Below are 21,344 nucleotides of genomic sequence, written 5' to 3'. Positions count from 1 at the left end.
CCGATGGATGCCGCGCCACTGTTCGCAACCGACGCCGATGAGCGCAACGAACGCGACGAAACACCGGCCATCTTCGCTCGCAACGTCGTGCATTTCGTGCGCGTATTGCGCCACGCGGGTCTACCGATGTCGTCCGCGCAAGCCGTCGACGCGATCGACGCGCTTTGCCTCATCGATCTCACCCGCCGCGACGATGTTCGCGCGGCGCTTGCGGCGCTGTTTACGTCGGCGGCCGACGAACGCGACCTCTTTTATGCCGCGTTCGATCTGTTCTGGCGCGATCCGGACTGGGAAGGCAAGCTGCGCGCGCTGCTCCTGCCAAAGGTGCAAGGCGGCGTGCCGCCGCCGCGCCGCAACAACCGACTCGCCGATGCCCTCGCTGCGCGTGCGCCCGCGCCGCACAGCACGCACAAGCCCGAATCGCCCGACGAATACGAACTGCGCGCGCACGCGACGTTCAGCGCAGAAGAGCGCCTGCGCCACCGCGACTTCGACACGCTCACCGCCGACGAATGGCGCACGCTGCGCCACCTGATCCGCGCGCGCCGTCTGCCGCTCGCGACCGAGCGCACGCGCCGGCTAAAAGCCGCGTCGCATGGCACGCATGCCGACCTGCGCGCGAGTGCGCGCCACGCTGTGCGTGCAGGCGGCGACTGGACCGTGTGGAAATATCGCGCACCGGTCGAACGCAAGCCGCCCGTCGTGCTGCTGCTCGACATCTCCGGATCGATGAGCAGCTATTCGCGCGCGGTGCTCTACTACTGCCACGCGCTGCTGCATTCACGCGAGCGCCTGCAGGTCTTCCTCTTCGGCACGCGCCTCACGCACGCGACGCGCGCACTGCGCGAACGCGACCCTGACATCGCACTCGCGCAACTCTGTGCGCAGGTCGCGGACTGGTCGGGCGGCACGCGCATCGGCGCCACGCTCGGCGAATTCAACCGGCGCTGGGCGCGCCGCATGCTCAGTGGTCGAGCAACCGTGCTGATCGTCACCGACGGACTCGATCACGAAGCCACCGAAACGCTCGCCGCCGAAATGGCGCGCCTCCATCGCTTCGCGCATCGCGTGGTTTGGCTCAATCCGCTGCTGCGCTACAGCGGCTTCACGCCGAAGGCACGCGGCGTGCAAGCGATGCTGCCGCATGTGGACGCCCACTATCCCGTCCACGATCTAGAGAGTCTTGAAGCATTCGGGCACAGCCTGAGCGTGGCGCCGCTAGCACCGCACTCACGCAGCGCGCCACTGCGGGCATCACAACAAGGGGGAACAAGATGGAGTTGACCGAAAGCCACTCGCTGCCGGTACCGCAGCAGCGGGCGTGGGAGGCGCTCAACGACACGGCCATCCTGAAGGCCTGCATTCCCGGCTGCGAGAGCATCGAGGCGGACGGCGAGAACACCTGGGCTGTTGCGCTGATGGCGGCGGTCGGGCCGGTGAAGGCACGCTTCAAGGGCCGCATGGCACTGACCGATGTCGAGGCGCCCAACCGCTACACGATCCACTTCGAAGGCCAGGGTGGCGCGGCGGGCTTCGGCAAGGGCAGTGCGCAGGTTCAGCTCCAGAGCGCAGGCGACGATGCGACCATGCTGACCTACACAGCGACTGCGCAGGTGGGCGGCAAGCTCGCGCAGATCGGCTCGCGGCTCGTCGACGGCGCGGCGCAAAAGATCGCGGCGCATTTCTTCAAACGCTTTGGCGAGCAACTGGGCGACGGCACAAGCGTCATCGAAGCGGAAGAAGAAGCCGGTAAAGCCGAAGCAACACAAATGGTTGAAGACGATGCCGCCGAAGCAACAACCGGCGACGAACCGAACAAAAGGAGACGCTCATGGACAGCGTGGATCTCGAAGTCCTGAAATCCAGCGTGCGATGGCTCGACGAAGGTCACCGCGCGCTCCTCGTGACGGTGGTGAAAACGTGGGGTTCGTCGCCGCGTCCCGAAGGCGCGATGCTCGTCGTGCGCGAGGACGGGCTTGTGGTCGGTTCGGTGTCGGGCGGCTGCATCGAGGACGATCTGATCGACCGCGTACGTCGCGAAGGCATCCACATCGAAAAGCCCGATACCGTGAAGTACGGCATCACGGCTGAAGAGGCGCATCGCTTCGGGCTGCCGTGCGGCGGCACGATCCAGCTCGTGCTGGAACCGCTCGCCGATGCGAGTGGCATCCGCGCGCTGCTCGACGCCGTGGAGCGCGGCGAACTCGTCGCGCGCACGCTCGACATGGCAAGCGGCCAGGCCTCGCTCGGCCCCGCCAGCGCCACCGATGGCGTCTTTTTCGACGGCACGCGTCTCACCACGATCCACGGGCCGCGTTACCGCATGCTCGTGATCGGCGCGGGTCAGCTTTCGCGCTATCTCTGCCAGATCGCCGTGGGGCTCGATTACCAGGTGACGGTGTGCGATCCGCGCGAAGAATACACGGACACGTGGGACGTGCCGGGCACGACGCTCGTGCGCACCATGCCGGACGATACCGTGCTCGACATGAAGCTCGACGACCGTTGCGCGGTGATCGCGCTCACGCACGATCCGAAACTCGATGATCTCGCGCTAATGGAAGCGCTCAAGACGCACGCGTTCTATGTGGGGGCGCTCGGCTCGCGGCGTAACAACGCGGCGCGGCGTGAACGGTTGAAGGAATTCGATCTGGATGACGCCCAGCTCTCGCGGATGCATGGACCCGTGGGCATCTACATCGGCAGCCGCACGCCGCCGGAAATCGCGGTGTCGATCCTCGCAGAGGTCACCGCAGCGAAGAACGGCGTGTCACTGCCCACCATTCTCCAGGTCGAAGGCGCCAAAGCGGCCCGCGAAATCTCGGCGGGCGCGGCCTCGGATTGTCATGTTTGACGGGCGCGCCGCTCACGCGGCGCGCCCCGGCTGAAGAGCCGCTTACTGGAACAGCTTCGTTGCCTGAATCAGCGTGTTGGTCACGCCCCAGGCGAGCGGCACGAGCACGTACAGCCAGAAAACCGCCATCAGCAGTTTGTTCGACGACTTCGTATCGGCAGTCGTATTCATTGTTCGCTTCTCCTTATTTGCCGACGGCGAGTTGCGAATCGCCCGATTCGCTCATGTGATGCTTCTCGTGGACGCGCTTGATGAGCAGGTTGCAGATGAAGCCGATCACGAGCAGCACCGCCATGATGTGAACAGTCATCGTATAGGCGTCCGCCTTCGCAACGCCGTTCGCCACCTGATACGCGCGCAGGTAGTTCACGAGCACCGGGCCCGCGACACCCGCAGCCGCCCACGCGGTCAACAGACGCCCGTGAATGCCGCCGACGAACGCCGTACCAAACATGTCGGCGAGATAGGCCGGCACGGTGGAGAAGCCGCCGCCATACATCGAGAGAATCAGGCAGTACGCGAGCACGAAGAACACGATGTTGCCGCTCTGCGCGAACTGCGGCACGGCATAGTAAAGCGCCGCACCCAGCACGAAGAAGATGAAGTACGTGTTCTTGCGGCCCACCCAGTCAGACGCCGACGCCCACACGAACCGCCCGCCCATGTTGAAGAGCGAGAGCAGGCCGACGAAGCCCGCCGCGGCGCCTGCGGTCACGGTGTCCTTGAAGCTCTCCTGGATCATGACCGAAGCCTGACCGAGAATGCCGATACCGGCCGTCACGTTGAGGAACAGCACGAGCCAGATCAGGTAGAACTGCGGCGTCTTGAGTGCTTGATCGATGTGCACGTCGTTGCGCGACACGAGCTTGGCCGTGGTCGCGGGCGGCGTCCAGCCGGCCGGCTTCCAGCCCGGCGCCGGCACGCGAATGGCGAGCGCGCCGATCGTCATCGAGATGAAGTACGCCACGCCGAGCACGACGAAGGTCTGCGCGACACCCACGCTCGTATCGCTGGCGAAATGCTTCATCAGCAGTACGGACAAAGGTGCGGCAATCATCGCGCCGCCGCCGAAGCCCATGATCGCCATGCCCGTCGCCATGCCGCGACGGTCGGGGAACCAGCGGATCAGCGTCGAGACCGGCGAGACGTAACCCAGCCCGAGCCCGATGCCGCCAATCACGCCATAGCCGAGATACAGCAGCCAGATTTCGTGTAGCCACACGCCGAGCGCCGACACCAGGAAGCCGCCGCCGAAGCAGCAAGCCGCCGTAAACATCGTGCGGCGGGGGCCGACACGTTCGAGCCATTTGCCGCCGAACGCCGCCGACAGGCCAAGGAAAACGATCGCGAGCGAGAAAATCCAGCCGAGCGAAGTGAGCGCCCAGTCGGTAGGCGCAGAATTAGTTATGCCGATGACTTTCGTGAGCGGTGCATTGAACACCGAGAAGGCGTAGGCCTGACCGATACAAAGATGAACGGCAAGTGCCGCGGGCGGCACCATCCACCGGGAAAACCCGGGTGGTGCGATGGTTGCCTCCTTCGAGAAGAAGGGCGCGGCTGGGGCGTCGCGCTTCGAATCGGCAAAGCTGCTCATATATGTCTCCTTATTGGGGCGTGGGGACGCCGGTTGCGCATTGTGTTTGGCTGAAACGGCCGTGCGCTTTTAATGTCGCAACCATAGAACCCAAGGCGGGCCTTGGCAATATGAGACCGCGCTGCATATGTGTGCGGTCGGTTTCGAGCGTGAGTGCGTTGCGCTGCCGTCCGGCACGTTTGCACTCGACGTGCCCGCCGGATCACGCCGGGAACGCACTCGTCGATTTCACTTCGTTGTACGTGCTGGATCCCGGCAACCGGATTACACGTCTCCCGCGCGAAATGCGCGCATTTCACGCGAGATGCTTTCACTGCAAACGATTGCGCGCACATGCGCGCCGCCTTCGAAACGATGGCGCGTAATGCGTTCACGCGATGGATGGTCACTCTGTTGAGGAACTTCACCGACCAGAACCGTCGATAGCGCGGCACAGCGTGAGCGCGACTCAAACGGGCCAAAGCGGCCCTTCCTGCATCGCGCCGATCTGCTCGCGTAACTCGAGAATGCGATCTTCCCAGTAGCGCTGCGTGTTGAACCACGGAAACGCGGCCGGAAACGCGGGATCGTGCCAGCGCCGCGCGAGCCACGCGCTGTAGTGGATGAGCCGCAGCGTGCGCAGCGCTTCGATCAGATGCAGTTCGCGCGGCTCGAATTCGCAGAAGTCCTCATAGCCCGCCAGCAGATCGGTGAGCGCGCGCGACGCGCCCGCGCGGTCGCCCGGCAGCAGCAGCCACAGATCCTGGATCGCGGGACCCATGCGGCTGTCGTCGAAATCAACGAAATGCGGACCCGCGTCCGTCCACAACAGGTTGCTCGGATGACAGTCGCCGTGCAAACGCAGCGAGCGCACGTCGCCTGCGCGTTCAAACGCGGCTTCGACGCCCTCGAGCGCAAGATTCACCGCCGCTTCCCACGCGGTGCGCACGTCGGCGGGCACGAAACTGTGCTCCAGCAGCCAGGCGCGCGGTTCATACCCAAACGTCTGGATATCGAGCGCAGGACGCGCGCGGTAGGGCTCCATCGCGCCGACCGCATGAATGCGGCCAATGAAGCGGCCGATCCATTCGAGCGTATCGCTGCGGTCGAGGTCGGGCGCGCGGCCGCCGCGCCGCTCGAAAACGGCGAAGCGGAAACCGTCGAAAGTGTGCAGCGTGCGGCGGTCGAAAGCGAGCGCCGGCACGGCGGGAATCTCGCGCGCGGCAAGCTCGCCGACGAAAGCGTGCTCTTCGAGGATCGCCTCGTCGGACCAGCGTGCAGGACGGTAAAACTTCGCGACGACCGGCGGGCCGTCTTCGACACCCACCTGATAGACGCGGTTTTCGTAGCTGTTGAGCGCAAGCATGCGGCCGTCGGTGCGACGGCCGGCGGGGATCAGCACGCTGTCGATCGCGTCGAGCACGCACTCGGGCGTGAGGCGCGCGTAGGGCGCCTCGGGCGCGGCGTCGTCCGGGGTAGAGGAAAGATCGTGATTCATAGCCGCAATTGTGCCTCTTGCGGGCCGGCACTGCGAGCGATGCGCCGCGGTGTTCTTGCGCCGCGTGCGCAGGGTGGTCTCCTCGCGCTTGCCATGCTGATCTCGCGCACATCGTTGTTTTTAGTGCGCGCGGTACTTCGCGTTCCCAGCCACGGCGGCGTTCACGCGTCGTTCGCGCGCCGCCGCCTGGCGTTTCAGTGAATCATCGAACCGGCCGGCAGGACGTGCTCGCCCGTGTCGATCAGGTCTTCCAGAAAAAAGGGCTCGGTATTGAGCTGCTTCGACGAGCCAGGCTCGCCGTCATACCACGTCACCATGGCCATGTCGCCGAGAATGCGCATGACGATGCCGCGCGCGCCTTGGGGCACGGCCATATGCACTGTACGTACGATAGAACCGACTTTCATGATGTTTCCCCGTTCTCAACGCCGGCTTCCATGTCTGAAGCGCCGGTCAATGTGGTAACCAAAGCCTGCGCGCACCAACGGTTGTACACGCATCCATCTCGTCTCGCCCGCGGCCCGCTGCTTTCATGCGCTGTTTCGCGCATTTCGTCGTATTGCTCGATATATTGCGCGGCGGCATCGGACCGGTTTACGCATTGTTGCCTGTTTGGGCCGGTACGCAAAGCAGAAAATTAGGGGGGTGAAGCAAACGCCCAACGAAGCGGCGCGCCATCACCCGCATCCAATGGCGGCCATATATTACAACAAGCTAACGGCCACAGATGGTAAACCCCGTCCGGTCCGCACTTGCATGCACGCGCACGGAAAAAGTACGCTGATGTCAGGCAACTGGCGCTATAGTCCTGTCGCATTCGTGTGCGCGGGCCGGCGGCCCTGCACCAAGACCAATACCGAAAACGATCGCCGCCTGCGGCCGGACCAGCCGGGAACGCGACACACATCACCACGAAGGAACGCGCCCTTCCATGTGGATCGTCCGACTGGCGCTCAGGCGTCCGTACACGTTCATTGTCCTCGCGTTGCTGCTGCTGATCGTCGGACCGCTGACGATCCTGCGCACGCCCACGGACATCTTCCCTAACATCGACATCCCGGTCCTCTCGGTCATCTGGACATACCAGGGCCTGCCCGCCGACGAGATGGAAAAGCGCATCGTGCTCAACTATGAGCGCGGGCTCTCGGTGGCCGTGAACGACATCGAGCACACGGAATCCTCGTCGCTCAACGGCATCGCGGTCGTGAAGATCTTTTTCCAGCCGCATGCCAACATCCAGGAAGCACTCGCGGAAGTGACGGCGCTCTCGCAGGCGCAATTGCGCTCGCTGCCGCCCGGCATCAATCCGCCGTTCATCCTGCGATACAACGCCTCCACGGTGCCGATCCTGCGTCTGTCGCTCTCGTCGATGCAGCTCACCGAACAGGAGTTGTTCGACTACGGCAACAACTTCCTCAAGACCCAGCTCGCGACCGTGCCCGGCGCCTCCGCGCCGCTGCCTTACGGCGGCAAGCAGCGGCAGATCATGGTTGACATCGACCAGCGCGCGCTGCAGCAGCACAACCTTTCGCCGATGGACGTCGTCAACGCCATCAGCGTGCAAAATCTGATCCTGCCCTCAGGCACGGCGAAAATCGGCTCGACCGAATACTCGGTGCTGATGAACGCCAGTCCAAACACACTAGCGGGTCTAAACGACATTCCGGTGAAAACCACCACGAACGGCACGATCTATATCCGCGACGTCGCGCACGTGCGCGACGGCTTCCAGCCGCAGACCAATATCGTGCGCGTGGACGGCCAGCGCGCATCGCTACTTACGATCAACAAGAGCGGCAACACCTCGACGCTCGAGATCGTCGACCGCATCAAGGAGATGATGCCGGCGCTGCGCAACCTCGTCCCGTCGTCGCTCAATATCGATCCCGTCGCCGACCAGTCGCTGTTCGTGCGCGCATCGGTCGAGGGCGTGCTGCGCGAAGCATTGATCGCCGCCGCGCTCACCGCGCTCATGATCCTGCTCTTTCTCGGCAACTGGCGCGCGACGCTCATCATCGCCGTGTCGATTCCACTGTCGATGCTCACGTCGATCATCGCGCTCTCGGCGCTCGGCGAAACCATCAACATCATGACGCTCGGCGGGCTCGCGCTCGCGGTGGGCATTCTCGTCGACGACGCGACCGTCGCCATCGAAAACATCAGCCAGCAGCTCGAACAGGGCAAAACACTCGAGCAGGCGATCCTCGACGGCGCGCACCAGATCGCGATCCCGACGCTCGTCTCCACACTCTCGATCTGCATCGTGTTCGTGCCGATGTTCCTGCTATCGGGCGTCGCGCATTATCTGTTTATTCCGCTCGCAGAAGCCGTGGTGTTCGCGATGCTCGCGTCGTACTTTTTCTCGCGGACGCTCGTGCCGACGCTCGCGAAGTACCTGATGCGACATCATCACAAGCCCGCGGACTTGCACCACATGCGCGAGACGACGCGCAATCCGTTCATGCGCGTGCATCTCGCGTTCGAGCGCGGATTCGAGCAACTGCGCGTGCGCTACCGCGACTTTCTCGCGGCGCGCGTCAAGCATCCTGTTGTGTTCGTCATCGCGTTCCTTGCGTGCTGCGGCGCTTCGTTGCTGCTGATGCCGTTCCTCGGACGCGACTTCTTTCCGCAAGTCGACGCGGGCACCATTGCCCTGCACGTGCGCGCGAAGACCGGCATGCGCGTCGAAGAAACTGCGGTCATCGTCGACCGCATCGACGAACGCATCCGCACGCTGATTCCCACGCGCGAACTGCATTCGATTATCGACAACATCGGCCTGCCGATTTCCGGCATCAATCTCTCATACAGCAACACGGGCACGATCGGCACATCGGACGCCGACGTGCTGATCTCGCTGAACGCCGACCATCGTCCGACCGCCGATTACGTGCGCCTGTTGCGCGGCACGCTCAACGACGAATTCCCCGGCGTGCAGTTCTCGTTCCTCCCCGCCGACATCGTGAGCCAGACGCTGAACTTCGGCATGCCGGCCCCGATCGACATCCAGATCGTCGGCCGCGAGGTGGCGGACAATCGCGAGTTCGCCGCGAAGTTGCTGGCGCGCCTGCGCGGCGTGCCCGGTTTCGTCGACGCACGCATCCAGCAGCCCGCCGACTTGCCGCGCATCTTCATCGACGTCGACCGCACGCGCGCGCAGCAAGCGGGCTTCTCACAGCGCGACGTGGCGAGCAATCTGCTCATCACGCTATCGGGCAGCCAGCAGACCACGCCGACGTTCTGGCTCAATCCGATGAACGGCGTGAGCTACAACGTCATCACCGAAGCGCCGCAATACACGATCGATTCGCTGCAATCGCTCGCGAACATCCCGCTCACGGCAAACGGACGCAGCAACATTCTCGGCTCGCTCGCGAGCATGCAGCGCATGTCCAGCAACGCCGTCACCACGCACTACAACGCGCAGACCACGATCGACATCTACGGCACAGCCGATGGCCGCGACCTCGGCGCAATCTCCGACGACATCAACAGGATCATCGGAGACGCAAAGGCCGAATTGCCGAAAACCTCCACCATTGTCGTGCGCGGCCAGGTGCAGACGATGAACCAGTCGTTCTCGGGATTGCTCGGCGGGCTCGTGTTCGCGATCGTGCTCGTGTATCTGCTGATCGTCGTGAACTTCCAGTCGTGGCTCGATCCGTTCATCATCATCACGGCGCTGCCTGGTGCCCTCGCGGGTATTGTCTGGATACTGTTCCTCACGCACACCACGATTTCCATTCCCGCGCTGACCGGCGCGATCATGTGTATCGGCATAGCGACCGCGAACTCCATCCTCGTCGTCAGCTTCGCACGCGAGCAGTTGAACGAGCACGGCGACGCCGCACGCGCCGCCATCGAAGCGGGCTACACGCGCTTTCGCCCGGTGTTGATGACCGCACTCGCGATGGTGATCGGCATGGTGCCGATGGCGATCGGTCTCGGCGAAGGCGGCGAGCAGAATGCACCGCTCGGGCGCGCAGTGATCGGCGGGCTCGCCGTGGGCACGCTCGCAACGCTGATCTTCGTGCCGGTGGTGTTCTCGCTCGTGTACCGCAAGCTTGGCGAGCGCCGCCAGCGTGCTATCGAAAACGTAATGCCTAAATCATGACGACTTTCTTCACGTTCCCCACGCGGAGGCGCAATGCAGCCGCACGCTGACGCCCCGCCGCCTCGCAAGCATCGCAACCCCGGCCGCTGGCCCATCGCGCTCGCCGCACTCGTGGTGATCGCGCTCACTGCGCAAGGTATCTGGTCGCGCCACAACGCACAGGCCGCGCTCGAACGCGACGCCAAACAGGCGAGCACGCTATCCGTGCAAGTGGTCACGCCGCAGCGCTCGACGCGTGCGCTCGATCTCGTGCTGCCCGGCAACATGCAGGCGTTTCTCGACACGCCTATCTATGCGCGCACGAACGGCTATCTGCGCAAGTGGCACGCGGATCTCGGCGCGCATGTGAAGGCGGGGCAGTTGCTCGCAGAAATCGACGCACCCGAAGTCGACGACCAGCTACGCGCCGCACGTGCCGACCTCGTAAACGCCCAGGCGAACTACGAACTCGCGAAAACCACGGCCGCACGCTGGACGGAAATGCTGCAGAGCCGATCGGTGTCGAAGCAGGACACCGACGAAAAAGTCGCCGACATGCTCGCGAAACAAGGCACGCTCGATGCGGCGCGCTACAACGTCTCGCGGCTCTCGCAACTGCAGTCGTTCGAGAAGGTGACCGCACCGTTCGACGGCATCGTGACCGCGCGTAACGTCGATGTCGGCGCGCTGATCGATGCGGGCAGTTCGGGCGGGGCGCAAAGAGAGCTTTTCCATCTCCAGCAGGCCGACCGTCTGCGCGTCTATGCGAACGTGCCGCAAGCCTACGCACAGCAGATCCGCGTAAGCGAAAGCGCCTACCTCACACTCGACGAAACGCAGGGCAAGCACTACCCCGGTGTGGTCGCGCGCACGGCAGGCGCCGTCGATCCGCAGCAGCGCACGATGCTCGTCGAAGTGGATGTCGAAAACCGCAGCGGGGAACTGCTGCCCGGTGCATACGCACAGGTGCACTTCGCGCTCGGGGCCAATGCGGCGCCCCTCACGCTGCCGGGCAACGCGTTCCTCTTTCGCCCGAATGGCGTGAAGGTGGCAACCGTCGACGAGAACAACCGCGTAAAACTCGTGAACGTGACGCTCGGCACCGATTTCGGCACGCGCGTTGCCGTTGCATCGGGACTCGACGGCCACGAGCGTGTGATCGTCAACCCGCAGGATTCGATCGTCGATGGGACGCCGGTACGGATCGTCACGCCGTCCACCGAGCCAAAGGGCGGCACGTCATCGGCGCAGAGTCGCGCTGGCGCGGACTCATGATGCGCGCACGCTTCTCAATTCTGTTCACCGCGGCGGCTGCGCTCGCAGGCTGCGCAGTTGGCCCCGACTACGTTCGGCCGACGATACCAGTGGCCGCGAACTATAGGGATCTCGAAGGAACCGGCTGGCAAGAAGCCCATCCCTCCGATACCACGCTGCGCGGCGCATGGTGGGAAATCTACGGCGACGAGCAACTCAACGCGCTCGAAGCGCAGGTCGCGAGTGCGAACCAGAACGTAGCGGCAGCGCAGGCGCGGTTTCGTGCGGCACGCGCGAACGTCGCACAACAGCGTTCGAGTTTCTTCCCGCTCGTGACGGCAAGCGCTGCGTTCAACCGCACGCGCACGTCGGAGAACGTCATGTTCAAGTCGACGGCGGGACACACGATCAACGACTACGTCGTCGGCGTCGATGCCTCCTGGGAGCCCGACGTGTGGGGGCGTGTGGCGCGCACGGTTGAAAACGCGAAGGCGAACGCACAGGCAAGCGCCGCCGACGCCCAGTCGATACTGCTGTCGATGCAGGCCGAACTCGCAACCGACTACTTCGAGCTGCGCGGCATCGATCGCGAGCGGCAGTTGCTCGACGACACGATCAAGGCCTACGAGGAATCGCTCGACCTCACGCAACACCGCTACGCAGGCGGTATCGCGACCGATGCTGACGTCGGTCAAGCGCAGACACAGCTTGAAACCACGCGTGCGCAAGCCATCGACCTCGGCGTGGATCGCGCGCAGTTCGAGCACGCCATCGCGATCCTCACTGGACAGTCGCCTTCTACGTTCGTGCTGCCCGTGCTGCAAGGCGCCCCGCTCACGGCGCATCCCGTGGTCACGCCGCCGGGTGTGCCGTCGACGCTGCTCGAACGGCGCCCCGATATCGCCGCAGCAGAGCGACTCGTCGCGGCCGCGAACGCGCAGGTTGGTGTCGCGACAGCGGCATTCTTCCCGAACTTGATTCTCGCCGTGACGGGCGGGCTCGAAGCGACCAATTACAGCCAATGGCTCGTCGCGCCCGCGCGGTTCTGGTCGCTCGGGCCGCAACTCGCGGGCACGCTGCTCGATTTCGGCGGCCGCGCGGCGGTACGCGACGAAGCGCGCGCGCAGTACGACGAAAGCGTCGCGCAGTACCGGCAGACGGTGCTCGATGCGTTCGGCCAGGTCGAAGACAACCTCGCGACGCTGCGTGTGCTGGAAGAGGAAGCCTATGCGCAGGATCGCGCGGTGGCGGCGGCGCGGCGCACGCTCGCGATCGTCGAGAACCGATACCGCAGCGGCGCCATAACGTACCTCGACGTCGTGGTCGCGCAGACGACAACGCTCACCAATGAACGCCAGGCCGTAACGATCGCGCGCCGTCGCATGGCGGCTAGCGTCGCGCTGGTGAAGGCGCTGGGCGGCGGATGGAGCATGGCGGCGCTGCCCAACGACGATCAGCTCGTGCATCCGGAGCGGTCGACCGTATCCGTCGCGCAGCCGCACGCGCACGGAGAATAAGCGGCGCTAATGTTTACGTGGACGCCTCCGGGCTGGACGTAAGCCCTTGAGGTGTCGCATTGAGTAGCGCGTGGCCGATGACGCCAACGCGCCTCGGTCGCATCCCCTCGCGATGCGACCGAGGCGCGTTGGCATCGACGGAAATTGGCTGCGACGGCCCGATCTCGATATCTCTGGAGTCCTCAATCTCCCTTTGTGCATCAGACAACTCTGATTCCGGTTCAGCCGAGGCATTCTTCGACCTATAAAAACTAATAGTTCAAGTCGCCATAAGATTCGCCCATCCTACCGGCCTGCGAACCGCAATTCGATTCATGCGTCGCGTAAGTTGCACACACTGTGGGTCGCAGTCTCGGGCTGCCACCCGCATCGGCGATCGCGGGATCTCTCCTGCGCAACGTGGGCCGACATACGTCAGTCCCAGGCCACGGAACCATGCCGAATGTTCACCTTACTGCGCGTTTCGCAGCAGGCGTCGCCTTTCCGGCACGCTTCGACGCAAACAAGGAATAACAATTCGTGACCAAAAGAAGGGTAGTCGTCACCGGCCTCGGCGTGATTTCGCCTGTGGGCGTTGGCGTCGAGGAAAACTGGACCAACATCGTGGCCGGACGAGGCGGAATCAGTCGCGTCAGCTTTTTCGACGCAAGCGCGTTTCCGTCGCAAATCGCGGGCGAAATCCCGACGTTCGACGCGAGCGGCGCGATTCCAGAAAAAGAATTGCGGCACATGGACCGCTTCATCCAGTTGGGGATCGTCGCGGGCATCGAAGCTTTTCGTGACGCCGGCCTCGAAGTGACGGATTCGAACGCCCACCGCATCGGCGTTCACGCGGGCTCGGGAATCGGCGGTATCAACACGATCGTCGAAACGGGCTTCATGCTCCGCGAACACGGACTCCGGCGCGTGTCGCCGTTCTACATCCCTTCGTTGATCATCAATATGATCTCGGGTTATCTGTCGATCATGTTCGGACTCAAGGGTCCAAGTCTCGCGCTGGCCACCGCCTGTTCGACGTCAACGCATTCGATCGGCGACGCGAGCCGCCTCATCGAATACGGCGACGCCGATGTGATGCTCGCGGGCGGCGCCGAGGCTGCGATCATGACAAGCAGTTTTGCGGGATTCGGGCGCGCGAGAGCACTGTCCACGCGCAACGATAGCCCCGAGACGGCGAGCCGCCCCTGGGACGCCGGGCGCGACGGTTTCGTGCTCGGCGAAGGCGCGGGCATCGTCGTGTTGGAGGAACTCGAGCATGCGCGCCGACGCGGGGCGCGCATTTACGCCGAACTCGCAGGCTTCGGCATGAGCACGGACGCTTACCACATCACAAGCCCTTCGGAGGATGGAGACGGCGCCATGCGCTGCATGCGAAACGCACTGCATAACGCAGGTGTCGATCCGCGACTCGTGCAGTACGCCAATGCGCACGGCACATCGACGCCGCTCGGCGACCGCGTTGAAACGACTGCGTTCAAGGCGGTGTTCGGCGACCACGCGAGAGAGCTCGCGATCAGTTCGACGAAGTCGATGACGGGCCACCTGCTCGGCGCGGCGGGCGGCGTCGAGGCCGTGTACACCGCGCTCTCGATTTATCACCAGATTGCACCGCCGACAGCGAACCTCACGACGCCCGATCCTGATTGCGACCTCGATTACGTGCCGAACGTCGCGCGCGACATGGACATCGATGTGGCGATTTCGAATTCGTTCGCTTTCGGAGGGACAAACGGCACGCTGGTATTTCGTCGGTACAGCTGAGGCGATGCGCAAAACTCCGTGTGTTCAACCGGAGGCGCATCGCCTCAATCAAGCAGGCACGACAAGACCCTCGGAAATCGCGCGAATCGCGGCCTGTCGGCGCGTCTGCACGCCGAACTTGCGCGTGATGTTGGAAATATGAAAATTGATCGTCGCCTCGGAGCAGGAAAGGATGCGCGACATTTCCCACGATGTTTTACCGGCCGCGACCCATCGCAGGCACTCGAGTTCGCGTGGCGTCAGTGTTGCGGTCTCGGCCGTCGTCCGCTTTGAGCGTGCGATCTTGCGATGCGACTCACAAACATAATCACGCACGAGCGCCAGTGACGCACACGCATTCGCGTTTGCGAGTGCAGTCGCGTGAGTGCTATCGGGGGACGCAAAACATAGAATTCCCGCCGCACCAAGCGGACCGTGGACCGGATAGGCAATCCCCGAGGCCAACCCATGTTGTAGTCCGCATTCGTAAAACGCGCGCTCGCGTTCGGTTACGAAAGTCTGCGCATCCCAGATCAGCGGATGCATGTGTCTGCGGCAGTGTGCCAGTACGGGATCGATTTTCGAAAAACGCTCGGCCTCGTACGCTTGCCACCAACCTGGCGGAAAATTCGTCTCGACAAAAGCCGCGCGATACGTTGCGGCCAACGACTCCGTCATCGCGAAAAAAACGGAAGGAAAGTCATAATGCCCGGCAAGCTCAAATAGCAGCGACGACCACTCGCTTCGATCCTGGCACTCAATCAGTGCGCGAGCTACATCGGCGTTCTCAATCGCGTTCATGATGATCGTCTTGCCGGGTGGTTCCCCACTGCAAGGATTCAGTTGATTCGCGTCATCCTACATTCGGCATCTGGGGAAATTCAAGCTGATATGTCGTCGTTTGTCCGTGAGAATCAGGAATGTTTTGCATTCCAAATATATTTACATTTCGACCAGGATTTCTTGAAAAACCAACCGCGGTAATGTGGTCTCGAATGATGGTGATGTAATAGTTCGATCGCGAAACAACTGCGCATTCAGAACACCGTTACCGTCAAGCTCAACTCGGGTCCGGGGACCGCGGTCGACGGGATATCAACGCGCACCTCGACGCGTAGCCCGACCCGTCAAAATTGTTTGTGACCCGCGAGCACCTACATCAGCGACGCGAGGACTGACTTTCACCCAGCTTGCTCCTACACAAGAACCGCGAACCGCTGCAACCTCGCCAACGTAATTCGCACAACAGGCGTATCGTTGCGGCTTTGCACTTTGTAGTCTGCAAGGAGATCCAGTCGTGACCGTTTCACCGGGCGCTGCTCGCACCACCGCGACCCGTTCGCCGTCGAGCGAGCCCTACCTCGAACGCGGCTCGCGCGCTTACTGGCGCGCGTGTCTCGCCCTGCTATTCGCCGGCTATGCGACGTTCTCGCTGCTCTACTGTGTCCAACCGCTTCTTCCTGCGTTCTCGCAGGCATTCGGCGTAAGTCCCGCGCAGAGCAGTCTCTCGCTTTCGCTCACCACTGCCGCGCTCGCCGGAGCAGTATTCGTCGCGGGTTTCGTCTCCGAAGGCTGGAGCCGGCGCACCATGATGACCGCGTCGCTCACGGCGTCGTCGCTGCTCACGCTCGCTACCGCGTTCGTCCCGCACTGGCATGAATTGCTGCTGCTGCGCACGCTCGTCGGCCTTGCGCTCGGCGGCGTGCCCGCCGTCGCGATGGCCTGGCTCGCCGAGGAAATGCATCCCGATGGCCTCGGGATGGCGATGGGTCTGTACGTCGGCGGCACGGCCATCGGCGGCATGGCGGGACGCGTCATCACAGGCGTCCTCACCGACCTGTTCGGCTGGCGCGTGGCGATAGCCGTGATCGGCGCGCTCGGCATCGGTTCGATGCTCGCGTTTCGTGCGCTTCTGCCGCCCTCGCGCCACTTCGTGCCGAAGAAGGGACTCGGCTTCGCGCATCATCGCGCGGCACTCCTGAAGCATTTCGGGCGGCCCGGCTTGCCCGTGCTGTTCTCGATGGGCTTCGTCCTGATGGGCAGCTTCGTCACGCTCTATAACTACATCGGCTACCGGCTCATCGCGCCGCCGTACAACCTGAGCCAGTCCGCCATCGGCGCGATATTCATCGTCTATCTGACCGGTGTGGTCGCCTCGCCGTGGTCGGGCCGCATGGCCGACACCTTCGGGCGCGGACGCGTCCTCATCGCCAGCCTCGCGACGATGCTCGCCGGAGTCGCACTTACGCTGTTCTCGTCGCTCTGGATGATCGCCGCCGGCATCGGCTGCCTCACGATCGGCTTCTTCGCGGGCCATGCCGTCGCCAGCGGCTGGGTCGGCCGTCTCGCACGCGAAGCAAAGGGCCAGGCCGCGGCGCTCTACTTGCTCGCGTACTACCTCGGATCGAGCATCATGGGCTCGATCGGCGGGCACTTCTGGGCGGGCGGCGGTTGGGGCGGCGTCGCGGGCCTCGTTGCGGCGCTGCTGATCGCCGGTCTTGTACTGGCGTGGAGGCTACGCACGCGCGAGCGGGCTGGCATGGCCTGAAAAATCCGCTTCCAGCGCCTGCGCGCGATGAAATGAATTTGTAATGTCCGCGCGTGCGCGCAGATGCCGCTCTCCGTGAAGCGAGCCAGCGACCGTGCCGCGCCAGGCGGCGCCGCGCCGCCCAGCGGAGCCACCGGTGCTGCGTGCATACCGCCGCCACGTTTGCAGCGCTCACCTATACTCGGAAAAGGCCGGAAGCCATCACTGCATCAACACGACAGTAGCCACACGTTTCCGCCGCCTACCCGATAAGGAGACGAGCATGGACGGTTATTTCACGATTGGCGATTTCGTGATGATCATCCCGATGGCCCTCGCGGGCGCGCTCTTTCTTGGCGCGCTCCCTTGTGCGACCGAGTTCCGGCACAACACCCTGCGCGTGATCGGCGCGTTGATCGGTGCGCTGGTGGCAGTGGCTCTCGTCGAAACGTTGCCCGTGTTGATGACGTAGCGAATAACTGGCATCTGCGCCGGACGCCGCGCGAAGTCCACCGCGCGTGCGCCGCGCTTCAATTCTTGCGCGCTGCCTCAACGAGTCCGTCCAGCCATTCCTGATGACCGTTGATCATCGGATTCGGGCGTGCCTTGGCCAGCTCCTCAGCTGGCTTACCCTTTTGCGTTTCCTGCGTCAGGATGCGCACGCGACCGCCCGACAGATCTTCAATCAGCCACGCGTGGTGAACATCGAGGCGCGTGTCGTTTTCGCCCGCCCAGCCGTGCCACGCGACGCGGCCCGGTTGGCCCGCGACAGGCGCCTGATATTCGGTGACCTGCGCTTCGACCGGGAAGCCGAAGGTGCTGAAATAGAAGCGCACACCGTTTTCGAGGATCGGGCCTTTGCCGTCGTAGAAGCGGATATCGGCGGAGTTCGCGTAGTACGTCGGCCACAGCGGAGCGTTCACGAGGAACGGCCACACATCCGCCGCGCTCAGACCGGCAACGATTACTTCATTCGATGCAAAATTTTCGGTGGTGCCCGGTAGATAACCTTGCGGCCAGAAGATTTCGTTCATGATGCGCATCCTTGAAATTGGGAACTGGGCTCATGATGGACGTCGCGCTGAAATAAATCCAATCGACTATCATGATCTCTGCCATCCATCCGGTTGATATCAGGATGATCGATCTGAATTTGCTCAAAGCGCTCGACGCCTTGCTAGACGAGCGCAATGTGACCCGCGCGGCGCAACGGCTGTCGCTGACGCAACCGGCGGTCAGCGCGATGCTGACGCGTTTGCGCGAAAGCTTTGGCGACCCGCTGTTCGTTCGAACGCAGCGCGGCATCGTGCCGACGGCGCGCGCGCTGGAACTCGAAGGCCCGGTGAAGCAGATCCTGGCCGACGTGGAATCCATGCTGCAGCCACCGTCGTTCGATCCGGCCGTGACCGATATGACGCTGACCATCGCCGCGACGGACTACGCCCTGCAAGCCGTGGTCGTACCGTTTCTGTCGGCGCTCAGGCAGCACGCGCCGGGTATCCGCACGGTAATTCTGCCGGTCCGTCACGAGCGTCTCTACGAGCAACTGCAACGCGGCGATATCGACTTCGCGCTGATTACGCCGGATACCACGCCACCCGACCTACACGCACGCCGTCTGTTCGACGAGCGGTATGTGTGCGTGATGCGGGAAGGTCATCCCGATGCGGGCAAAAAGCGCTTGTCACTGGACCGGTTCTGCGCGCTCGATCACGCGCTGGTGTCCTATAACGGCGGCAGCCTGACGGGCGTGACCGACGAAGCACTGGCAAGGGTGGGACGCGTGCGGCGCGTGACGGTATCGGTGACGAGCTTTCTGGTGTTGCCGGAGATCTTGCGGTCGAGCAACCTGATCGCCGTGGTGCCGTCGCGGCTGGCAACGCAGGCGACGGGCCTCGCGATCTTCGATCCGCCCCTCGAGATTCCGGGCTTCACAAAGACGGTGGCATGGCATGAGCGCACGCATCATGCGCCGGGGCATCGATGGGCGCGCGCGCTGCTTGCCCAGACTTGCGAATCGATAAGTTAATCAGTTTCCGCTTGTTGCGGGCCGACACCGGCTTTCAGCCATTTGACGGCTGTACCCCAAAAACGGCCGTGCCATTTCAACGGCCCCGAGCGGGTCGGCTATCGCCACGCATCGCGCTTGCGACGCCCCCACACGGGCGCCACGAACCCTCATTGCGCCCGTGCGGCAAGCCGCGCAACGATCCGGTCAGCCATCGCGCGGTCGATGACTTCGAATGAGCGGCTCGAGCGTTCATAGGCATACATGTCGCCAGTCGCGATGTCGAACCACCAACCACTCAAAACCAGCGCCCCAGCAGTGACCTGCTGACGGACGATCGGATAAGTCATCAGATGCTCGAGCTGCACAAGTACGTTAAGTTGCGACAACTGATCGTGCGGCTTCAGCCTGTCATCGAGCGGCCCCTCGTGTTCAAGCCGGAATGCTGCGTTGTTCGCGTGGTATAGCCATTTATCGAGGTTCGGCGTTTTCAGCTTGGCGTTGCGCGTATACACAGCTTTCATCGCGCCGCACTCGGAATGCCCGCACACAACGATATTCGCGACTTTCAACACCAGCACTGCGTACTCGATCGCGCTTGCCTCAGAAAGATCACCGGTGGAGACCCCTTCCGCGGTTGCAGGTGGTATCAGATTACCGACGTTGCGCATCGTAAAGAGATCGCCAGGGTGAGTCGATGCAAGCAGGTCAGGCACAACGCGGCTGTCCGAACACGTGACGAAAAGCACATCAGGCGACTGCGCAAGCGCCAGTTCGCTGAACCGTTTCGCGTATTGCGGCAGCATTTTTTCGCGAAATTCAACGATGCCCATGATGAGTTTGCGCATGTTTCGTCTCCGAGCGGGCTGGCTGCTTTGCCGTTGAAGTTGCCGCACCGCCAAGCCCTTGCGAGTCGGGGATACGGGCCAACGCGAGGTCTTCCGGAAAATGATGCTTCGAAGCGATCTCGCGATCGAGCAATGTCAATTCGATGCGCAAGGCGTCATGTCGATGTTCCGGCAGGTTCTGGATGAGGTTCTCTATCGCCGCGCGCTGACGCCGCGCGATCTGGATGCTGCCCGCGCCGTACTGTCGAATTTCCCGGAAACTGATATGAACGAAGTCTTCCCAATTAGGTGTTCTGAAGATCACGCGCACCCGCCCTGACCTGTCTTCGATCTCTTCGACGCGAAGCGATCGCTTGCCCACCATGCGCAATAGCCGGTGCAACTGGTCGATCGCAAGCACCGCCGTGGTCGGATCGTTGATCGCTGCCGACAGCGCTTTCAACGCGATATCGGCAAGGATGCGAAACGCGAACATGGGGTCCTGCTCCATCGTGCGTTCCGTCCCGAAAGCGACAAGTGTGCGCAGCCTCCTTTCGTCGATAGCGTTAGCGTTCCCATACAAATAGAACAGGGGTTCGTCCACCGCGACGAAATCACCGACCTGCGGCACGAATTCGATGACTACGTCAGCGCGCTGCGCCGCGGCTACCAGTCTTTCCAGATTCACGGCCAGAACGATGCCGGAATTCCCGCGATGACGAACAATTCGATCGGGTACGTCTCGCCCTCTGTCACGTTTCGGCGGGGTAGGCGCACCCGTAGATGCGGCGGGAAAAACGCTCTCTATGACCGCGATTCCTCGCTCCCCAACACGAGCCACAAGGCTGATGGGACGCAGAGATTTCGCTGCGTAATCGATCAGGAAAAGGAAGGCGACGACGGAAGCGAATCCGAATAACGAGGCGAGAAACACCTGAAGCTGGTGTACCTCGTTCTCCCCCATCCAGGCCAGCGTTCTGTTCGCAAACAGCAGTGTGAAAACGAACAATCCCGAAATGCTACGGATGATGTTGTCGCGCAGCAGCGTTGTCGCGATGATCCGCGGCGTGTACTGCCCACCGGCGACCTGGATTGCGACGAGCAGCGAACCAAACGTAAACACCAGAAACGCCAGGTCTGCGGAAACGATGTCACCCACCAATGACCGCGCCCCAGTCATGGACAGACCAAGCAAGCCGGTTTGGGGATCGAGGATGCCCTGCCGCGTCATCCACCGTCCCAGCATTTCAGTCAGAGGCTTTATGACGGCGTAAATGGCCACTGCGATGAGCGGGACAATCCACAGCGACGATCTCAGGTAGCTCTTCAGGCTGTACCAGCGATTCCAGTCCATGCGTGCTATCTCCCTACGATTCGTATTGCAGCGGAGACCAGGCGATCTGCAGTTTGTCAGACGGCATGAAAGAAGGCTATCCGATCGGGATGCGCATGA

General features: G+C 63.0%; 18 protein-coding genes. 10 read left to right on the top strand and 8 right to left on the bottom strand.

All coding sequences use genetic code 11. The features are described 5' to 3' along the window. The first annotated feature begins 3 nt into the window (after positions 1-3). Genes L0U80_RS00630 through L0U80_RS00620 form a run of 3 tightly spaced genes read left to right on the top strand, consistent with a single transcriptional unit; the run spans position 4 to position 2,854 of the window. The gene (locus tag L0U80_RS00630; RefSeq protein ID WP_233861813.1) at positions 4-1,284 is read left to right on the top strand and encodes a vWA domain-containing protein; all 1,281 of its coding nucleotides are present in this window, start codon (positions 4-6) and stop codon (positions 1,282-1,284) included. Next, positions 1,275-1,859, top strand: coding sequence for an SRPBCC family protein (locus L0U80_RS00625; RefSeq protein WP_233861812.1), 585 nt, complete (start codon positions 1,275-1,277; stop codon positions 1,857-1,859). The genes L0U80_RS00630 and L0U80_RS00625 overlap by 10 nt, the downstream gene beginning before the upstream one ends. Beyond that, positions 1,832-2,854, top strand: a complete 1,023-nt coding sequence (locus L0U80_RS00620; RefSeq protein ID WP_233861810.1) for an XdhC family protein — start codon at positions 1,832-1,834, stop codon at positions 2,852-2,854. Before L0U80_RS00625 ends, L0U80_RS00620 begins: the two co-directional genes overlap by 28 nt. A 42-nt stretch (positions 2,855-2,896) precedes the next feature. On the opposite strand, the gene L0U80_RS00615 is transcribed toward L0U80_RS00620, so the two are convergent. From L0U80_RS00615 to L0U80_RS00600, 4 genes are all read right to left on the bottom strand, one after another. Then, a complete protein-coding gene (locus L0U80_RS00615; protein WP_233861808.1) occupies positions 2,897-3,025 on the bottom strand; it encodes an MFS transporter small subunit in 129 nt (42 codons plus the stop codon). Between the two features lie 13 nt (positions 3,026-3,038). Continuing rightward, complete coding sequence (locus L0U80_RS00610; protein WP_233861806.1) at positions 3,039-4,448, bottom strand: L-lactate MFS transporter; 1,410 nt, start codon at positions 4,446-4,448, stop codon at positions 3,039-3,041. A gap of 448 nt (positions 4,449-4,896) precedes the next feature. Continuing rightward, a complete protein-coding gene (locus L0U80_RS00605) occupies positions 4,897-5,925 on the bottom strand; it encodes a serine/threonine protein kinase (RefSeq protein WP_233861804.1) in 1,029 nt (342 codons plus the stop codon). 194 nt (positions 5,926-6,119) lie between these two features. Continuing rightward, positions 6,120-6,332 (bottom strand): hypothetical protein, encoded by a 213-nt coding sequence (locus tag L0U80_RS00600; RefSeq protein WP_233861803.1) that lies wholly within the window; start codon positions 6,330-6,332, stop codon positions 6,120-6,122. 524 nt (positions 6,333-6,856) lie between these two features. Here L0U80_RS00600 and L0U80_RS00595 point away from each other — a divergent pair. From L0U80_RS00595 to fabF, 4 genes are all read left to right on the top strand, one after another. Further along, a complete protein-coding gene (locus tag L0U80_RS00595) occupies positions 6,857-10,039 on the top strand; it encodes an efflux RND transporter permease subunit (protein WP_233861801.1) in 3,183 nt (1,060 codons plus the stop codon). 33 nt (positions 10,040-10,072) lie between these two features. Then, on the top strand, positions 10,073-11,293 hold the full coding sequence (locus L0U80_RS00590) for an efflux RND transporter periplasmic adaptor subunit (RefSeq protein ID WP_233861799.1): 1,221 nt from the start codon (positions 10,073-10,075) through the stop codon (positions 11,291-11,293). Then, positions 11,293-12,789 carry an efflux transporter outer membrane subunit gene (locus L0U80_RS00585; RefSeq protein WP_233865550.1) on the top strand — a complete coding sequence of 499 codons (1,497 nt, stop codon included), beginning with the start codon at positions 11,293-11,295 and terminating at the stop codon, positions 12,787-12,789. Before L0U80_RS00590 ends, L0U80_RS00585 begins: the two co-directional genes overlap by 1 nt. Before the next feature lie 519 nt (positions 12,790-13,308). Continuing rightward, entirely contained in the window at positions 13,309-14,550 is a 1,242-nt protein-coding gene (gene fabF, locus L0U80_RS00580) for a beta-ketoacyl-ACP synthase II (protein ID WP_233861797.1), read from the top strand. A 48-nt stretch (positions 14,551-14,598) separates the two neighbouring features. Here the strand turns inward: fabF and L0U80_RS00575 are convergent, their stop codons facing one another. Next, a complete protein-coding gene (locus L0U80_RS00575; protein WP_233861795.1) occupies positions 14,599-15,330 on the bottom strand; it encodes a helix-turn-helix transcriptional regulator in 732 nt (243 codons plus the stop codon). 496 nt (positions 15,331-15,826) lie between these two features. On the opposite strand from L0U80_RS00575, the gene L0U80_RS00570 reads away from it, so the two are divergent. Both L0U80_RS00570 and L0U80_RS00565 read left to right on the top strand, forming a co-directional pair. Then, positions 15,827-17,077 (top strand): MFS transporter, encoded by a 1,251-nt coding sequence (locus L0U80_RS00570; protein WP_233861793.1) that lies wholly within the window; start codon positions 15,827-15,829, stop codon positions 17,075-17,077. Between the two features lie 262 nt (positions 17,078-17,339). Next, complete coding sequence (locus tag L0U80_RS00565) at positions 17,340-17,528, top strand: hypothetical protein (RefSeq protein ID WP_233861791.1); 189 nt, start codon at positions 17,340-17,342, stop codon at positions 17,526-17,528. A gap of 58 nt (positions 17,529-17,586) precedes the next feature. Here L0U80_RS00565 and L0U80_RS00560 read toward each other — a convergent pair whose 3' ends face one another. Then, complete coding sequence (locus L0U80_RS00560) at positions 17,587-18,090, bottom strand: SRPBCC family protein (RefSeq protein ID WP_233861790.1); 504 nt, start codon at positions 18,088-18,090, stop codon at positions 17,587-17,589. Between the two features lie 104 nt (positions 18,091-18,194). Here L0U80_RS00560 and L0U80_RS00555 point away from each other — a divergent pair, with 104 nt between their 5' ends. Beyond that, a complete protein-coding gene (locus tag L0U80_RS00555) occupies positions 18,195-19,085 on the top strand; it encodes a LysR family transcriptional regulator (RefSeq protein WP_233861788.1) in 891 nt (296 codons plus the stop codon). A 149-nt stretch (positions 19,086-19,234) separates the two neighbouring features. Here the strand turns inward: L0U80_RS00555 and L0U80_RS00550 are convergent, their stop codons facing one another. Both L0U80_RS00550 and L0U80_RS00545 read right to left on the bottom strand, forming a co-directional pair. After that, complete coding sequence (locus L0U80_RS00550; protein ID WP_233865549.1) at positions 19,235-19,912, bottom strand: carbonic anhydrase; 678 nt, start codon at positions 19,910-19,912, stop codon at positions 19,235-19,237. Further along, positions 19,884-21,245 carry a DUF2254 domain-containing protein gene (locus L0U80_RS00545; protein ID WP_233861786.1) on the bottom strand — a complete coding sequence of 454 codons (1,362 nt, stop codon included), beginning with the start codon at positions 21,243-21,245 and terminating at the stop codon, positions 19,884-19,886. Before L0U80_RS00545 ends, L0U80_RS00550 begins: the two co-directional genes overlap by 29 nt. Positions 21,246-21,344 lie beyond the last annotated feature (99 nt).

Source organism: Paraburkholderia adhaesiva, from assembly GCF_021390575.1.
Taxonomy (GTDB): Bacteria; Pseudomonadota; Gammaproteobacteria; order Burkholderiales; family Burkholderiaceae; genus Paraburkholderia; species Paraburkholderia adhaesiva.
Note: the sequence above shows the minus strand (reverse complement) of the source record. Positions and strands in the feature narration are given on the sequence as shown.

What these genes read in the sequence shown, in the direction of transcription:
- L0U80_RS00630 (WP_233861813.1), top strand. Translation starts at nt 4, where the DNA reads ATGGATGCCGCGCCACTGTTCGCAACCGACGCCGATGAGCGCAACGAA.
- L0U80_RS00625 (WP_233861812.1), top strand. Translation starts at nt 1,275, where the DNA reads ATGGAGTTGACCGAAAGCCACTCGCTGCCGGTACCGCAGCAGCGGGCG.
- L0U80_RS00620 (WP_233861810.1), top strand. Translation starts at nt 1,832, where the DNA reads ATGGACAGCGTGGATCTCGAAGTCCTGAAATCCAGCGTGCGATGGCTC.
- L0U80_RS00615 (WP_233861808.1), bottom strand. Translation starts at nt 3,025, where the DNA reads ATGAATACGACTGCCGATACGAAGTCGTCGAACAAACTGCTGATGGCG.
- L0U80_RS00610 (WP_233861806.1), bottom strand. Translation starts at nt 4,448, where the DNA reads ATGAGCAGCTTTGCCGATTCGAAGCGCGACGCCCCAGCCGCGCCCTTC.
- L0U80_RS00605 (WP_233861804.1), bottom strand. Translation starts at nt 5,925, where the DNA reads ATGAATCACGATCTTTCCTCTACCCCGGACGACGCCGCGCCCGAGGCG.
- L0U80_RS00600 (WP_233861803.1), bottom strand. Translation starts at nt 6,332, where the DNA reads ATGAAAGTCGGTTCTATCGTACGTACAGTGCATATGGCCGTGCCCCAA.
- L0U80_RS00595 (WP_233861801.1), top strand. Translation starts at nt 6,857, where the DNA reads ATGTGGATCGTCCGACTGGCGCTCAGGCGTCCGTACACGTTCATTGTC.
- L0U80_RS00590 (WP_233861799.1), top strand. Translation starts at nt 10,073, where the DNA reads ATGCAGCCGCACGCTGACGCCCCGCCGCCTCGCAAGCATCGCAACCCC.
- L0U80_RS00585 (WP_233865550.1), top strand. Translation starts at nt 11,293, where the DNA reads ATGCGCGCACGCTTCTCAATTCTGTTCACCGCGGCGGCTGCGCTCGCA.
- L0U80_RS00575 (WP_233861795.1), bottom strand. Translation starts at nt 15,330, where the DNA reads ATGAACGCGATTGAGAACGCCGATGTAGCTCGCGCACTGATTGAGTGC.
- L0U80_RS00565 (WP_233861791.1), top strand. Translation starts at nt 17,340, where the DNA reads ATGGACGGTTATTTCACGATTGGCGATTTCGTGATGATCATCCCGATG.
- L0U80_RS00560 (WP_233861790.1), bottom strand. Translation starts at nt 18,090, where the DNA reads ATGAACGAAATCTTCTGGCCGCAAGGTTATCTACCGGGCACCACCGAA.
- L0U80_RS00555 (WP_233861788.1), top strand. Translation starts at nt 18,195, where the DNA reads ATGATCGATCTGAATTTGCTCAAAGCGCTCGACGCCTTGCTAGACGAG.
- L0U80_RS00550 (WP_233865549.1), bottom strand. Translation starts at nt 19,912, where the DNA reads ATGCGCAAACTCATCATGGGCATCGTTGAATTTCGCGAAAAAATGCTG.
- L0U80_RS00545 (WP_233861786.1), bottom strand. Translation starts at nt 21,245, where the DNA reads ATGGACTGGAATCGCTGGTACAGCCTGAAGAGCTACCTGAGATCGTCG.